This is a genomic window from Paraburkholderia sp. BR10937 (assembly GCF_040965695.1).
Taxonomy (GTDB): domain Bacteria; phylum Pseudomonadota; class Gammaproteobacteria; order Burkholderiales; family Burkholderiaceae; genus Paraburkholderia.
The window spans coordinates 149,994-164,668 of record NZ_JBFRCL010000007.1; the positions used below are offsets into that span (position 1 = coordinate 149,994).

Below are 14,675 nucleotides of genomic sequence, written 5' to 3' on the forward strand. Positions count from 1 at the left end.
TTACTTCGCGCCGCGTTTCTCGATGAAGGCCTGCACGCCGTCGAGCGCTGGATCGGTCATCATGTTGCAGGCCATGGTCTGCCCGGCCAGCTGATACGCGGCGTCGATGCCCATTTCGAGCTGCCGGTAGAAGAGCCCCTTGCCTGCCGCGACCGCCTCGCGCGGTTTCGCGCAGATACTCGCGGCCAGCGCGGTCGCGGCGGCGTCGAGTTCGTCGGCGGGAACCACGCGGTTCACGAGGCCTTCGCGCAACGCTTTTTGCGCATCGATGAATTCGCCCGTCATCAGCATTTCGAAGGCCGCCTTGCGCGAGACGTTGCGCGAAAGCGGCACAGCGGGCGTCGAGCAAAAGAGCCCGAGATTGATGCCCGATACCGCAAAGCGCGCCGAGTCCGCCGCCACCGCCAGATCGCACATCGCCACGAGCTGGCAGCCCGCCGCCGTCGCCACGCCCTGCACGCGCGCGATGACGGGCTGCGGCATCTTTTGAATCGCGAGCATCATCTTCGAGCAGCGCTCGAACAGTTTCGCGTAGTACTCGTGCGAGGGCGCCGCGCGCATTTCCCTGAGGTCGTGGCCCGCGCAGAACGCGCGCCCCGCCGCTGCGATCACGACCACGCGCGCGTCGGATTGCGCCAGCGCGGCAAGTTCGCCCTGCAATGCATCGATGAGCGCCTCGGAAAGCGCGTTGAACGCATCCGGGCGGTTCAGCGTGAGGCGCACGACGCCTGGCACTCCGTACGCATCGCGTGTGACCTCGACGAGCACCGGCGATGAAGAGGGGATAGCACTCACGTTGCGTGTCTCCTTCGTTCGAATGTGTGCGATACGGGTCTGCGCTCAGGGCCGCACCGAAAGCCTAGATATCCGCCAGCACGCGCAGATGCGCCACCACGCTGCGGCCAAGCGCCGAGAGGTTATAGCCGCCTTCGAGGCTGCTCACGATGCGCCCCTTCGCATGGCGGCCCGCGATTTCGCGAATCTGTTCCGTGATCCACGCGAAGTCGTCCTCGACGAGGCCCATGTTGCCGAGGTCGTCTTCGCGATGCGCGTCGAAGCCCGCCGAGACGAACACCATCTCCGGCTTGAACTCGTGGAGCCGCGGCAGCCACATGATGTCGATGGCCTCGCGCACTTCCATGCCTTTCGTGCGCGCCGCGATCGGCAGATTGACCATGTTCGGCGCCGGATTCTCGGCTCCCGAGTACGGATAGAACGGGTGCTGGAAGAAGCTGCACATCAGCACGCGCGAGTCGCCCGCGAACGCCGCCTCGGTGCCATTGCCGTGATGCACGTCGAAATCGACGATCGCCACGCGCTGGAGGCCATGGACTTCGAGTGCATGGCGCGCCGCGATCGCGATGTTGTTGAAGAAGCAAAAGCCCATCGCTCGCGCGGGCTCCGCGTGATGGCCGGGCGGGCGCACGCTGCAGAACGCGTTCTCGTAGCGCCCGGCGAGCACCGCGTCGGTGGCCGCGATCGCCGCGCCCGCCGCACGCAGCGCCGCCTGCCACGTGTGCGGATTCATCAGCGTGTCGGGGTCGATGCTCGCGTAGCCTTCCTTGGGTGCCGTATTGCGGACGAAGTCGATGTGCGCCTGGGTATGCACGCGCAGGAGGTCCGCCTCGGTCGCGAGCGGCGCCGATTCGTCGCGCTCGACAAGCGCGTCGATGCGGCTCGCGATCAGCTGGTCTTCGATGGCCTGCAGACGCGCGGGGCATTCGGGATGCCATTCGCCCATCTCGTGCAGCAGAAAATCGGGGTGAGAGAAGAAACCGGTCGTCATGAGTCGCTCTCGCCGCGGGCTTCGCGCATGCGCGCGGCCGCGGGTCTCCTTCTGTCTTTAGTCTGGCGGCACGCCGGCTGGCGCGCGAACAGACACCACGTTACCACAGCGACCTGGTGCTCACGCGCCACGCCGGCGCGCAACGGCCCAATTCCCGTAAGGCGCTCGGTTATACTGCCCGGGTTCTTCCTGGACCGCTCTCCCCCGCTCTCTCATGACCCTCAAGACCGCTCTGTCCGCCTCCAGCCGCCCACGTCGCACGACCCTCGCACTCGCGCTTTGCGTCGCGGCGGCGTTGTGCACCGGCGCGGCGCGCGCGCAAACTGCCGCGCCGAAATCGCGACAGACGCCGCTCACGGTTGCGCAGGCACAGCCGCAAACGCCGACGCAGGGCCAGACGTTCGAAGAGGAAATCGTCCCGCAGCGCTACGCGAACAATCCGGACGTCGACGGCTTCATCAACGACATGGTGGCGCGCTACGACTTCGATCCCACCGCACTGCATGCGCTTTTCTCGAGCGCGAATTATTCGGCGACGGCAGTGAAGCTCGTCACGCCCTCGCCCGTGCCGGGCGTGAAGAACTGGCGCGCGTATCAGGCGCGCTTCCTCGACCCGGTGCGCATCAATGCGGGCGTGCGCTTCTGGCGCGCGAACCAGGCCACGCTGCAGCGTGCATCGGAAGAGTTCGGCGTGCCGCCCGAGGTGATCGTCGGCATCATCGGTGTGGAGACGATCTACGGCCTCTACATGGGCAACTTCCGCGTGCTCGATGCGCTCACCACGCTCGCCTTCGATTACCCGAACACGCCGAACCGCGCCGAGCGCATGGCGACGTTCCGCAAGAACCTCGAGGACTACCTCGTGTGGACGCGCGACGCGCAGATCGATCCGTCGTCGGTACAGGGCTCGTACACGGGCGCGATCGGCATTCCGCAGTTCCTGCCGAGCAGCATCGTGCAGTACGCGGTGGACTACGAGGGCAACAATCACATCGACCTGCGCGCGAGCACGGCCGACGCGATCGGCAGCGTGGCGAACTATCTGCGGCAGAACGGCTGGGAATCGGGGCGGCCCGTGGTGTGGAACATCGCCACCGATGCGGGCAGCCTCGGCATCGCCCAGGCCGCCGCCGACGGCAAGCCCGAACCACGCTGGCCGCTGAGCCAGTTGCTGCGCTCGGGCCTCGTACTCGACCAGCCGGACGTGGATATCGCCGCCGAGGCAAGCACGCCTGTCACGGTGATCGACCTGCCCTCGCCTGGCCGCGGCACCGAGTACAAGCTCGGCCTCAAGAATTTTTACGTGCTGACGCGCTATAACCGCAGTTTCTTCTATGCGCTCGCGGTGTATCAGTTGGGCATGCGCGTGAAGGCACAGATGCTGGCAACGCAGCCGGGCGTGGGTGTGGGCCCCGCGAACGGAAATGGCGACAACGGCGGCAACGGAAATGGCAATGGCAACGGGATGAACAGCGCCCCGAATGGTACGGGCACGACGCCTCCCGCTCAGCCAGACTGATTTCGGCGCTACAAAGCAAAACGGCCTTCGGAAACATCGAAGGCCGTTTTTTTGCGTCCACGCTTCAATCAGGCGGGAAACACACCCGTCGAGAGATACCGGTCGCCGCGATCGCAGACGATGAACACGATCGTCGCGTTCTCGAGCTGGCGCGCAAGACGCATCGCCACGTCGCATGCGCCGCCCGACGAAATACCCGCGAAAATGCCTTCGACCGAGGCAAGACGGCGCGCCATGTTCTCGGCGGCGGCCTGGCTCACGTTCTCCACGCGATCCACGCGGCTGCGGTCGAAAATCTTCGGCATATACGCTTCGGGCCACTTGCGAATGCCCGGAATACGCGAGCCTTCTTCCGGCTGCGCGCCGACGATCTCGATCGCCTGATTCTTTTCCTTCAGGAACTGGGACGTGCCCATGATCGTGCCGGTCGTGCCCATCGACGAGACGAAGTGCGTGATGCGCCCTTCGGTGTCGCGCCAGATTTCCGGGCCGGTGGTCTCGTAGTGCGCAAGCGGATTGTCGGGATTTCCGAACTGGTCAAGGATGATGCCCTTGCCGTCGCGCTGCATTTGCTCGGCGAGGTCGCGCGCATATTCCATGCCGCCCTTGACCGGCGTAAGCATGATTTCGGCGCCGTAAGCCGCCATGCTCTGGCGGCGCTCGACCGACAGATCCTCCGGCATGATGAGCACCATCTTGTAGCCGCGGATAGCCGCCGCCATGGCGAGCGCGATGCCCGTATTGCCGCTCGTCGCTTCGATGAGCGTGTCGCCCGGCTTGATGCGGCCGCGCTCTTCGGCTTTACGGATCATCGAGAGCGCCGGCCGGTCCTTCACCGACCCAGCCGGGTTGTTGCCTTCGAGCTTGGCCAGCACGACGTTGTTGCGGGCGCGGATTTCGTCGTCCGGCAGGCGGACGAGCTGCACGAGCGGTGTATTGCCGATCGTGTCTTCAATGGTCTTGTAGGGCATGGGGATGGCAGTGAGGCGCGATGACGTGACCTGTGGATTCTAAACCACGCGGGCAGCGACCGCAGGCGACCCATGACGCCGGTATGGACGCAGGCTGGCGACCCGACCACCAAGCGCGGCAAAAAGCCCGCGGCCCGGGCCGCGGGTCAACGTCGCGGGTCGACATCACCTGAGCGACACCTGAAGGAACCTGAAGGAACCTGCGCCCCGCGACGGTGAAGCACGACGCGCGGGGCGAACGCTGGAGCAAGCGCAAGCGGGATGCTACTTCTTGACCGCCACGGCGGCCTGCTGTGCGCCCGCCTTCGCGGGCGTTGCCTGCGCAACCTTCGCCTGGGCCGCCTGCGACTGCGCGGGGCCGATCGCCAATCCTTCGGCCTGCAAACGTTCGACGGTGTGGCCGCCCATGCCCTTCACGCGCTTGCCGAGGTCACTGGCATCCTTGTACGGGCCGTGCGCGCTGCGCTCGTCGAGAATGGCCCTGGCGCGCGCCGGCCCCACGCCCTTGATGCCGCGAAGCGCGTCTTCGTTGGCAGTGTTGACGTCCACGGCCGCGAAGGCGTGGCTGAATACGGCCAGAAGCGCGGCCGCCGCAAGGACTTTTCGGAACATGCTGGATCTCCCTGAAAACGCCGGCGACCATCGCCGGCGAGGAGAGTCCAGTTTATGAAGTCAGGGCTTCGCGTTACACCTGGCCAGAAAGCCAACGTACGTAACGATCCACGCCTTCCTGCACCGTCAGGAACGGCGCGTCGTAGCCCGCTGCGCGCAGCTTCGACTGGTCCGCTTGCGTGAAGCACTGGTACTTGCCGCGCAGCGCGTCGGGGAACGGGATGTACTCGATCAGCCCTTCCTTGACCTGCTCGGCGAGCGAGAGCGCGGGCTTGCCTTCCATCGCGCGCAGCGTGTTCACCACGGTCGTGGCGATGTCGTTGAACGGCTGGGCCCGGCCGCTGCCCAGATTGAAGATGCCCGTCTTCTCCGGATGATCGAAGAAGAACAGGTTCACCTTCACCACGTCCTCGACCGAGACGAAGTCGCGCGTCTGCTCGCCCGGCGCATAACCGTTGTATTCGCCGAACAGCTTCACGCGGCCTTCGGCGCGGAACTGATTGAAATTGTGGAACGCCACCGACGCCATGCGCGCCTTGTGCGTTTCGCGCGGACCGTACACGTTGAAATAGCGAAAGCCCGCAATCTGGCTTTGCGCGGTGGGCAGCACGCGGCGGATCACCTGGTCGAACAGGAACTTCGAATAGCCGTACACATTGAGCGGCGCTTCCACGTCGCGCTCCTCGACGAAGCGCGTCGAGCCGCCATAGATCGCCGCCGACGACGCATACAGAAACTGCACGCGCTGCGCGAGGCACGCGTCGAGCACGGCGCGGCTATAGCGGAAGTTGTTGTCCATCATGTAGCGGCCGTCGGTTTCCATCGTGTCCGAACAGGCGCCTTCGTGGAACACCGCGCGCACGTCGCCGAAATCGCCGCGCGCAAAGCGCTCGACGAACTCGGTCTTGTCGATGTAGTCGTCGATCTCGCAATCGACGAGATTCCTGAACTTGTCCGCGCGGGTGAGATTGTCGACGGCGATGATGCGGTCTTCGCCGCGTTCGTTCAGCGCCTTGACGATGTTGCTGCCGATGAAGCCGGCCGCGCCGGTGACGATGAGGGTCATGATAGGTCTGCGGTGACGAGGTTCACGCGAGGTTGATACCCCGCCGGAAAAACGCTGCGGAAATTCCGGCCGGGGTGCGAGCGCCGCGCGCTCGCGTGCACAACGTTATTGAAAGAGTTCGTCGTAATCGACGGTGGCCGTGCCGAGCTTGCCGACCACGATGCCGGCCGCGCGATTCGCGAGCGCAACCCCTTCGACGAGCGGCAAGCCCGCGCCCAGCATGACCGCGACGGTCGCGATCACCGTGTCGCCGGCGCCCGAGACATCATACACTTCGCGCGCATCGGCCGCCGCGTGCAGCGCGCCGTCGTCGGAAAAGAGCGTCATACCCTCTTCCGAGCGGGTGAGCAGCAGCGCGTCGAACTGCAGTTCGCGGCGCAGCTTCGTCACGCGCGCGTGCAGGTCCTCCTCGGACTTCCACGTGCCCACCACTTCGCGCAGCTCCGCGCGGTTCGGCGTGATGAGGCTCGCGCCGCGATAGCGTTCCCAGTCGTCGCCCTTGGGATCGACGAGCACCGCCTTGCCCGCGGCGCGCGCCTTCGCGATCATCTGCGTGACGTGCGTGAGACCGCCCTTTGCGTAGTCGGAGAGCAGGATCACGTCGTGCGTGGGCAGCAGCGCGTCGAAGCGCGCGAGGCCGGCGAGCAGGATCTCGTGCGCGGGCGTGTTTTCGAAGTCCACGCGCAGCAGTTGTTGCTGGCGCGACAGCACGCGCAGCTTGATGGTGGTCGGCAAGGCGGGATCGCGCTCGAGATACGCGTTCACGTTGCTCTCGTCGAGCAGCTCGACGATGCGCTCGCCGGGCTCGTCGTGGCCCACCACGCACAGGAGTCCTGCGTGCGCGCCGAGCGCCGCCGCGTTGCGTGCGACGTTCGCGGCGCCGCCGAGGCGGTCTTCCTTGCGCTGCACGTGCACGACCGGCACCGGCGCTTCCGGCGAGATGCGGTTGACGTCGCCGAACCAGTAGCGGTCGAGCATGACGTCGCCCACTACCAGCACGCGCGAGGTGGCGAGCTTCTCGCGCGGCACGACGCGCACTTCCGCCGAGATGGCAGCAGCAAGCGCGGCGACGGGCGCGGCTTCAGGCTGCGGAGTTTGCGAGATTGACATGGGGCCGCCCAATCGAGTGATAGTCAATGCCGAGCTCCGCCATGGCGTCGGGCTCGTAGAGATTGCGTCCGTCGAAGATACGCGGTGCCTTGAGCACCTTCTTCAAATGCGCGAAATCGGGCGCCTTGAAGGCGGTCCACTCGGTGACGATCACGAGCGCGTCCGCGCCCGTGAGCGCATCGTCCTGGCTCGATGCGAACGTCAGGCGCGCGTGCTGCTCCGGCGCGTGCGCGAGATCGAGCGCGAACACGCGCTGCGCCTCCTCGGCCGCGACCGGGTCCCACGCCGCCACCGTGGCGCCGCGCGAGAGCAGGTCGGCGATCAGGCGGCGGCTCGGCGCTTCGCGCATGTCGTCGGTGTTCGGCTTGAACGCGAGGCCCCACACGGCGAAGTGCTTGCCGGTGAGGTCGTCGCCGCACACGCTGGCGATCTTCTTCACGAGCACTTCCTTCTGGCCGTGATTGACCTCCTCGACCGCTTCGAGCACGCGCAGGTTCTGGCCCGACTCCGCAGCCGTGCGGATCAGCGCCTGCACGTCCTTCGGGAAACACGAGCCGCCATAGCCGCAGCCGGCATAGAGAAAGTGATAGCCGATGCGCGGATCGGAGCCGATGCCGCGGCGCACCGACTCGATGTCGGCGCCCACGCGGTCGGCGAGATTCGCCATCTCGTTCATGAACGAGATACGCGTCGCGAGCATGGCGTTGGCCGCATACTTCGTGAATTCGGCGGAGCGCACGTCCATGTAGATCGTGCGTTCGTGATTGCGGTTGAACGGCGCGTAAAGGCGCTTCATCTTCTCGCGCGCGGCGGTCCCGTTTTCGTCCTCGTCGAGGCCGATGATGATGCGGTCCGGGCGCATGAAGTCGTCCACGGCCGCGCCTTCTTTGAGGAACTCGGGGTTCGAGACGACTGAGAAGCGGTGGTCCACGCTATGCGCAAGGCCGCGCTTCGCCAGTTCCTCGGCCAGCACGCCGTGCACGCGCTGCGCCGTGCCGACCGGCACCGTCGACTTGTCGACGACCACCTTGAAGCCGTTCATGTGGCGGCCGATGCTGCGCGCCGCCTCGAGCACGTACTGGAGATCGGCCGAGCCGTCTTCGTCGGGCGGCGTGCCCACGGCGATGAACTGCACCTCGCCGTGCTCGACGCTCGCCGCGATGTCGGTGGAAAAGGTAATGCGCCCGGCCGCGCGGTTGCGCGCGATGAGTTCGAGCAGGCCCGGCTCGTGAATCGGGACGCCGCCGCCGTTCAGGATCTCGATCTTGCGCGGATCGACATCGAGGCAAAACACGTCGTGGCCGATTTCGGCAAGACACGCACCGGTGACGAGGCCGACGTAGCCGGTACCGACAATGGTGATCTTCATAGGCGCTCCGGTGACAGATGCGGATGTTGGAATGATTGTGGGCGCGGCCGGCCAGGCGCGGCCTGCCAGGTGCCGGGCTGGCCACGCGCGCCCTTAAGGCTCAGCTCGACGCGGGAACCGGCTCGACGCGGCGCGGCGCATAGGTTTCCCAGCCGCTGCAGCCCGGACACTGCCAGTAGAAGAGGCGCGCCCGGAAGCCGCAGTTCTGGCAGGTGTAGCGAGGCAGGTTCTTGGTGCGCTGCTGGAGCAGCTTGCGCATCAGCTCGAGTTCGCTGCGGCGCGGCTCTTCTGCCGTGGCCTGCTGCGCTTCGAGCAGGCGCGCCATGCCGGCGAGGTTCGGCGACTTCTGCATCTGCGTGCGGGCGAGCGCGTGTGCCGCATCGGCACCGCGCAGCGCGGCGACATACTTGTAGGCGACGTCGAGCAGGTCGTTCGACGGATACGCGTCGACCCACGTCGTGAGCAGTTGCGCGCCCTCTTCGGCGCGGCCGAGCGTCTCGTAGGCCTTCATGACCTTTTCGGCGACGAGCGGCAGATAAGCGTGATTTTGCGCCTCGACTTCGCGCCAGTGGCCGAGCGCCGTCTCGCAATCGCCGCTGGCCGCATCGACGTCGCCCGCGAGGATCGTCGCGCGCACGTTCTGCGCGTTGGCCTTGAGCGCGAGCGCCAGTTGACGGCGCGCTTCGTCGGGCTTCTTCTGCTGAAGAGCTTCGTGCGCGAGTTCGCAGTGGAACTGCGCGATCTCGAGGTCGAGCGACGCCGCGCCCATCGTTTCGAGATGACGGGCGGTGTCGATGCAGCGGTTCCAGTCCTTCTCGATCTCGTAGATCGCGAGCAGTGCGCGCTGTGCGCCGAGCGCGAAGTCGCCCGACTTGAGCTTGCCGAAGGTCTCTTCGGCGCGGTCGAGCATGCCGGCCTTCAGAAAGTCCTGGCCGAGTTCATACAGCGCGTGGTCGCGCTCGTTCACGGGCAGGTCGGAACGCGAAAGCAGATTCTGATGCACGCGGATCGCGCGGTCGGTCTCGCCGCGGCGGCGAAACAGATTGCCGAGCGCGAAGTGCAGCTCGACGGTTTCGGGGTCGAGCTTGGCGACCTCGATGAACGCGTCGATGGCCTTGTCCGGCTGCTCGTTGAGCAGAAAATTCAGGCCGCGAAAATACGAGCGCGGCAGGTTGGCGCTTTCGGAAAGCAGTGCCTTCAGGTCGTAGCGCGACGCCATCCAGCCGAGCGCAAAAGCGACGGGAATGACGAGGAGCCACCAAAAATCGAGATCCATGCGAGCGATGGTATGAGCGGGAAATCAGCCGCACGCGTTCAGGCGCGCAGCACGGCAACACAAATCAGATGAGCGGCGGCAGCGGCGGCTCGGCGCTCGGCGTAGGCGTTTCACGCGCCACGCGCAAGTCGCGCTTGAGGCGGCCGTTTTCCATGCGCAGCCGGAACACGCCGGGCAGCGCGGACAGCAGCCCCGCCAGCAGCCCCACGACAAAAAACGCGAGGCCGATCAGGATCAGCGGAGCCTGCCACGAATATCCGGCCAGAAAGTTCAGCGTCGCGGTTTGCGTGTTGGCGAGCGCGAGTACGAGCAGCAGTACGAACACCAGCACACGGATCACCCAGGCGATCAATCTCATTGAAGGATTCTCTTGGCAGTTGAGAAAGGCGCCGGCACGGCGGACATGCTGCGCCGCAGCACAAGCCGCGCCGAAGTGTCCCGTATTGTAATTGAACGGCTCGCGGGCCGACACGTGTGAGCGAGCGCCGAGCGAGCCAACCCGGCTTGCCGGAACTAACCGCGTCGAAAAGGCGCGGACGAAAAAAAAGCGCCGGGGTGGTTCACCCCCAGCGCTTTTTACCGGTCCATGCATTCTGGCCATCTGGCATTGACCGCCGACGACCGCAATCGCCAAATCGAAAACGATCCAACGCTTACAGGTCGTCGTCCGGCTCGTCCGCCTTCAGCGGCTCGCCCGAATTACGGTCCACGCGCTCGCGCAGTTCCTTGCCCGGCTTGAAGTGCGGCACGAACTTCTCAGGCACCAGCACCTTTTCACCCGACTTGGGATTGCGACCGACGCGCGACGGCCGACGATTCAGGCCGAAGCTGCCAAAGCCACGAATTTCGATGCGATGGCCCTTGGCAAGCGCCTCGGACATCGCATCGAGCATCGTCTTGACCGCGAAATCCGCGTCCTTGAGAACAAGTTGCGGAAATCGCGTAGCCAGCTGCGCGACCAATTCAGATTTGGTCATACTTCAGCTTGCCCCCGTTTGAGGCTTACTGGTTCTGGCCGTCGAGCTTGGCCTTCAGCAGCGCGCCGAGGTTGGTCGTGCCGGTGGCAGCCTGACCCGAATCAGCCGACATGCTGCGCAGTGCTTCCTGCGTTTCAGCCGAGTCCTTCGCCTTGATCGACAGGTTGATGCCACGCGACTTGCGATCGATGTTGATGATCATCGCGTTGACCTTGTCGCCTTCCTTCAGCACGTTGCGAGCATCTTCCACGCGGTCTTGCGCGATTTCCGAAGCACGCAGGTAGCCTTCGACGTCGGCGTTCAGCGTCACGACCGCGCCCTTGGCGTCAACCGACTTGACCACGCCGTCGACGATCGAACCCTTGTCGTTGACAGCAACGAAGTTGCTGAACGGGTCGCCTTCGAGCTGCTTGATGCCGAGCGAAATGCGTTCCTTCTCGACGTCGATGCCCAGAACCACGGCTTCGACTTCGTCGCCCTTCTTGTACTTGCGAACGGCTTCTTCGCCAGCTTCCGACCACGACAGGTCCGAAAGGTGAACCAGACCGTCGATGCCGCCAGGCAGACCGATGAACACGCCGAAGTCGGTGATCGACTTGATTGCGCCTTGCAGCTTGTCGCCCTTCTTGAAGTTGCGGCTGAAGTCATCCCACGGATTCGGCTTGCACTGCTTCATGCCGAGCGAGATGCGGCGGCGGTCTTCGTCGATCTCGAGGACCATGACTTCGACTTCGTCGCCCAGCTGGACAACCTTCGACGGAGCAACGTTCTTGTTGGTCCAGTCCATTTCCGACACGTGAACCAGGCCTTCGATGCCCGATTCGACTTCGACGAATGCGCCGTAGTCGGTGATGTTCGTGACCTTGCCGAACAGGCGCGTGCCCGACGGGTAACGGCGCGAGATGCCTTCCCACGGATCGTCGCCCAGTTGCTTGATACCGAGCGAAACGCGGTTCTTTTCCTGGTCGAACTTGAGGATCTTCGCGGTGACTTCCTGGCCAACCGAGAGAACTTCGCTCGGGTGACGCACGCGACGCCATGCGATGTCGGTGATGTGCAGCAGGCCGTCGATGCCGCCGAGGTCCACGAACGCGCCGTAGTCGGTGATGTTCTTGACCACGCCGTTGACGATCGCGCCTTCCTTGAGCGTTTCGAGCAGCTTTGCGCGCTCTTCGCCTTGCGTGGCTTCGATCACTGCGCGGCGCGACAGCACGACGTTGTTACGCTTGCGGTCGAGCTTGATGACGCGGAATTCGAGGGTCTTGCCTTCGTACGGCGTCGTGTCCTTGACCGGACGCGTGTCGACGAGCGAACCCGGCAGGAACGCGCGGATGCCGTTGACCATGACGGTCATGCCGCCCTTGACCTTGCCCGTGATCGTGCCGGTCACGAGTTCGTTGTTGTCGAGAGCCTTTTCCAGCGACAGCCACGAAGCGAGACGCTTCGCCTTGTCGCGCGACAGGATGGTGTCGCCGTAGCCGTTTTCCAGCGCGTCGATCGCGACGGAAACGAAATCACCCGCCTGAACCTCCACTTCGCCCTGGTCGTTCAGGAATTCCTCGATGGGAATATAGGCCTCGGACTTCAGGCCAGCGTTGACGACCACGAAGTTGTGGTCGACGCGCACGACTTCAGCGGAGATGACTTCGCCGGCGCGCATGTCCTGGCGGGTCAGCGACTCTTCGAACAGAGCCGCGAAAGATTCGGTATTCGGGGTGGAGGTTTGCAGGTCGGACATAAAAATCTGGATTTGCATGGTTTTCGCTGCCCTGCCAGCCAGTTTTGACTGCCGGGCGTTGAGGCCGGAACACGATGCTCGCGGCGCAGATGCAAAAGCCATACGGGGTTAAAGGGTTTAACACACGCCCTGTTTCTTTCCAGGGCACCAACTGGCACTGCTTACTGCTTTCTTTACTGCGCTTTGCCGCGTTCGTTGACTACCGCACCGGCAATGCCTGATACCACTGCACCACCTGTTCGACCGCCTGGTCGACGGAGAGCGCCGAGGTATCGAGAAGCTGCGCATCCGCTGCAGGCTTGAGCGGCGCGGCCGCGCGGTTACTGTCGCGCGCGTCGCGTTCACGCAAATCCCGAAGCAAGTCATCCATATTAGCAGAAAAACCTTTTTGGATCAATTGCTTATGCCGGCGGGCCGCGCGGGCCTCCACGCTGGCCGTCAAAAACACCTTCAGGACGGCGTCCGGGAAGATCACGGTGCCCATGTCGCGGCCGTCCGCGACGAGCCCGGGAAGCTTGCGAAACGCCCGCTGGCGCGCCACGAGCGCGGTGCGCACGGCCGGATGCGCGGCGATCATCGAGGCGCGATTGCCCACTTCCTCGGCACGGATTTCGTTCGAAACGTCGACGCCGTCGAGCTGCGCAAGCCCCTCGCGGAACGTGATATGGAGATCGTCGATCAGCTTCGCAAGGCTCTCGGCGTCGTCGGCGGCAATCGCGTAGCGCACGCTCGCGAGCGCCGCCAGCCGGTACAGCGCGCCGCTGTCGAGCAGGTGAAAGCCGAGTTGCGCGGCGACCAGCGCGGCCACCGTGCCCTTGCCGGAGGCGGTCGGGCCGTCGATCGTGATGACGGGCGTCGGATAAAAGGGACGGGTCGATTTCATGCGGCAAAGGTACTCGGCTTCATTTGAATCAAGGTTGCGCGAGCGCGAGGAAGCGCTCGAAATAATCGGGGAACGTCTTGCCGACGCACTTCGGGTCGTTGATGCGCACCGGCACGCCGCCGAGGCTCACGAGCGAGAAGCACATCGCCATGCGGTGATCGTCGTAGGTGTCGATCGCGGCGTTCGGCGTAAGCTTCTCGGGAGGACGCACGATCAGGTAGTCGGGGCCCTCTTCCACGTTCGCGCCCACCTTGCGCAGTTCCGTGGCCATCGCGGCGATGCGGTCGGTTTCCTTCACGCGCCAGCTCGCGATGTTGCGCAGCGTGGTCGCGCCGTCGGCGAAGAGCGCCGCCACGGCGATCGTCATGGCCGCGTCTGGAATCAGGTTGAAGTCCATGTCGATGGGGTCGAGCTTGCCGTGATCGTTGCCGATCCCGCGCACCTCGATCCAGTCGTCGGCGACCGTGACGTTCGCGCCCATGCGCATGAGCGCCGCGGTGAAGGCAACGTCGCCCTGGATACTCGATCGTCCCACGCCTTCGACGCGCAGCGGGCCGCCGCCGATCGCGCCCGCGGCGAGGAAGTATGACGCGCTCGATGCATCGCCCTCGACCATGATCTTGCCCGGCGACTGATAGCGCACGCCTGCCGGGATCTCGAAGCGATGCCAGCCGTGGCGCTCGACCTTCACGCCGAAGCGCTCCATCAGCTTGATCGTGATTTCGATGTAGGGCTTGGAGATCAACTCGCCGTCCACCTCGACGATCGTCACGCCGTCCTTGGCGCGCACGAGCGGCAGCGTCATCAGAAGCGCTGTGAGGAACTGGCTCGACACGTCGCCGCGCACGCGGATGGGCGCCTCGACCGAAATCGGCGCGGGGCGGATGCGCAGCGGCGGATAGCCTTCGTTTTCTTCGTAATCGATCTTCGCGCCGATCTGGCGCAGGCCGTCGACGAGGTCGCCGATGGGCCGCTCGTGCATGCGCGGCACGCCGTGAATGCGGTAGTCGCCGCCGTTCACCGCGAGCGCGGCCGTGAGCGGACGCACCGCCGTGCCTGCGTTGCCGAGGAAGAGATCCGCGCGCACCGCCTGGAACGCGCCGCGCGTGCCCTGCACGACGCAGGTGTCGTCCTCGCGCTTGAGCTTCACGCCGAGCTTTTCCAGCGCGTCGAGCATCACGCGCGTGTCGTCGGACTCGAGCAGGTTCGTGATGGTCGTTTCGCCCTCGGCCAGCGCGGCGAGCAGCAGCACGCGGTTCGAGATGCTCTTCGAGCCGGGCAGACGGATCGTGCCGGACGCACGGGTGAACGGTCCGAGATCGAGGTGTTCCATGAGCGTGTCCTGAGAATGCCTGGTGTTGCCTGAGA

General features: G+C 65.0%; 14 protein-coding genes. 1 reads left to right on the forward strand and 13 read right to left on the reverse strand.

Annotated features, from left to right (window positions below; translation table 11 throughout):
* Both AB4Y44_RS08520 and AB4Y44_RS08525 read right to left on the reverse strand, forming a co-directional pair.
* On the reverse strand, positions 1-795 hold the full coding sequence (locus AB4Y44_RS08520) for an enoyl-CoA hydratase (protein ID WP_368699223.1): 795 nt from the start codon (positions 793-795) through the stop codon (positions 1-3).
* 64 nt (positions 796-859) lie between these two features.
* Positions 860-1,786: a histone deacetylase family protein gene (locus AB4Y44_RS08525; protein ID WP_342924975.1), complete on the reverse strand. Its 927-nt coding sequence runs from the start codon at positions 1,784-1,786 to the stop codon at positions 860-862.
* A gap of 214 nt (positions 1,787-2,000) precedes the next feature.
* Here AB4Y44_RS08525 and mltB point away from each other — a divergent pair, with 214 nt between their 5' ends.
* Complete coding sequence (gene mltB / locus AB4Y44_RS08530; protein WP_368699224.1) at positions 2,001-3,305, forward strand: lytic murein transglycosylase B; 1,305 nt, start codon at positions 2,001-2,003, stop codon at positions 3,303-3,305.
* Positions 3,306-3,373: 68 nt separating this feature from the next.
* Here the strand turns inward: mltB and cysM are convergent, their stop codons facing one another.
* The 11 genes from cysM to aroA form a co-directional block, all read right to left on the reverse strand.
* Positions 3,374-4,276, reverse strand: a complete 903-nt coding sequence (gene cysM / locus AB4Y44_RS08535) for a cysteine synthase CysM (RefSeq protein WP_342924977.1) — start codon at positions 4,274-4,276, stop codon at positions 3,374-3,376.
* 264 nt (positions 4,277-4,540) lie between these two features.
* Positions 4,541-4,888, reverse strand: coding sequence for a helix-hairpin-helix domain-containing protein (locus AB4Y44_RS08540; RefSeq protein WP_342924978.1), 348 nt, complete (start codon positions 4,886-4,888; stop codon positions 4,541-4,543).
* Between the two features lie 73 nt (positions 4,889-4,961).
* Entirely contained in the window at positions 4,962-5,954 is a 993-nt protein-coding gene (gene rfaD, locus AB4Y44_RS08545) for an ADP-glyceromanno-heptose 6-epimerase (protein WP_266230892.1), read from the reverse strand.
* Positions 5,955-6,059: 105 nt separating this feature from the next.
* Positions 6,060-7,064: a D-glycero-beta-D-manno-heptose-7-phosphate kinase gene (gene rfaE1, locus AB4Y44_RS08550; RefSeq protein ID WP_342924979.1), complete on the reverse strand. Its 1,005-nt coding sequence runs from the start codon at positions 7,062-7,064 to the stop codon at positions 6,060-6,062.
* On the reverse strand, positions 7,036-8,433 hold the full coding sequence (locus tag AB4Y44_RS08555) for a UDP-glucose/GDP-mannose dehydrogenase family protein (protein WP_368699225.1): 1,398 nt from the start codon (positions 8,431-8,433) through the stop codon (positions 7,036-7,038). Before AB4Y44_RS08555 ends, rfaE1 begins: the two co-directional genes overlap by 29 nt.
* Positions 8,434-8,533: 100 nt before the next feature.
* Positions 8,534-9,709 carry a lipopolysaccharide assembly protein LapB gene (gene lapB / locus AB4Y44_RS08560; protein WP_368699226.1) on the reverse strand — a complete coding sequence of 392 codons (1,176 nt, stop codon included), beginning with the start codon at positions 9,707-9,709 and terminating at the stop codon, positions 8,534-8,536.
* Positions 9,710-9,773: 64 nt separating this feature from the next.
* Complete coding sequence (locus AB4Y44_RS08565) at positions 9,774-10,067, reverse strand: lipopolysaccharide assembly protein LapA domain-containing protein (RefSeq protein ID WP_201695552.1); 294 nt, start codon at positions 10,065-10,067, stop codon at positions 9,774-9,776.
* 295 nt (positions 10,068-10,362) lie between these two features.
* Positions 10,363-10,686 (reverse strand): integration host factor subunit beta, encoded by a 324-nt coding sequence (locus AB4Y44_RS08570; protein ID WP_027817382.1) that lies wholly within the window; start codon positions 10,684-10,686, stop codon positions 10,363-10,365.
* Between the two features lie 25 nt (positions 10,687-10,711).
* Entirely contained in the window at positions 10,712-12,442 is a 1,731-nt protein-coding gene (gene rpsA / locus AB4Y44_RS08575) for a 30S ribosomal protein S1 (protein ID WP_258365450.1), read from the reverse strand.
* Positions 12,443-12,623: 181 nt separating this feature from the next.
* On the reverse strand, positions 12,624-13,307 hold the full coding sequence (cmk, locus tag AB4Y44_RS08580) for a (d)CMP kinase (RefSeq protein ID WP_368699227.1): 684 nt from the start codon (positions 13,305-13,307) through the stop codon (positions 12,624-12,626).
* A gap of 28 nt (positions 13,308-13,335) precedes the next feature.
* On the reverse strand, positions 13,336-14,640 hold the full coding sequence (aroA, locus tag AB4Y44_RS08585; RefSeq protein WP_368699228.1) for a 3-phosphoshikimate 1-carboxyvinyltransferase: 1,305 nt from the start codon (positions 14,638-14,640) through the stop codon (positions 13,336-13,338).
* Between the last annotated feature and the right edge of the window lie 35 nt (positions 14,641-14,675).

Excerpts from the sequence above, each read along its gene's own strand:
- rfaD (WP_266230892.1), bottom strand. The coding sequence starts at position 5,954 with ATGACCCTCATCGTCACCGGCGCGGCCGGCTTCATCGGCAGCAACATC.
- AB4Y44_RS08540 (WP_342924978.1), bottom strand. The coding sequence starts at position 4,888 with ATGTTCCGAAAAGTCCTTGCGGCGGCCGCGCTTCTGGCCGTATTCAGC.
- AB4Y44_RS08555 (WP_368699225.1), bottom strand. The coding sequence starts at position 8,433 with ATGAAGATCACCATTGTCGGTACCGGCTACGTCGGCCTCGTCACCGGT.
- cysM (WP_342924977.1), bottom strand. The coding sequence starts at position 4,276 with ATGCCCTACAAGACCATTGAAGACACGATCGGCAATACACCGCTCGTG.
- AB4Y44_RS08525 (WP_342924975.1), bottom strand. The coding sequence starts at position 1,786 with ATGACGACCGGTTTCTTCTCTCACCCCGATTTTCTGCTGCACGAGATG.
- AB4Y44_RS08565 (WP_201695552.1), bottom strand. The coding sequence starts at position 10,067 with ATGAGATTGATCGCCTGGGTGATCCGTGTGCTGGTGTTCGTACTGCTG.
- rpsA (WP_258365450.1), bottom strand. The coding sequence starts at position 12,442 with ATGCAAATCCAGATTTTTATGTCCGACCTGCAAACCTCCACCCCGAAT.
- aroA (WP_368699228.1), bottom strand. The coding sequence starts at position 14,640 with ATGGAACACCTCGATCTCGGACCGTTCACCCGTGCGTCCGGCACGATC.
- cmk (WP_368699227.1), bottom strand. The coding sequence starts at position 13,307 with ATGAAATCGACCCGTCCCTTTTATCCGACGCCCGTCATCACGATCGAC.
- AB4Y44_RS08570 (WP_027817382.1), bottom strand. The coding sequence starts at position 10,686 with ATGACCAAATCTGAATTGGTCGCGCAGCTGGCTACGCGATTTCCGCAA.
- lapB (WP_368699226.1), bottom strand. The coding sequence starts at position 9,709 with ATGGATCTCGATTTTTGGTGGCTCCTCGTCATTCCCGTCGCTTTTGCG.
- mltB (WP_368699224.1), top strand. The coding sequence starts at position 2,001 with ATGACCCTCAAGACCGCTCTGTCCGCCTCCAGCCGCCCACGTCGCACG.
- rfaE1 (WP_342924979.1), bottom strand. The coding sequence starts at position 7,064 with ATGTCAATCTCGCAAACTCCGCAGCCTGAAGCCGCGCCCGTCGCCGCG.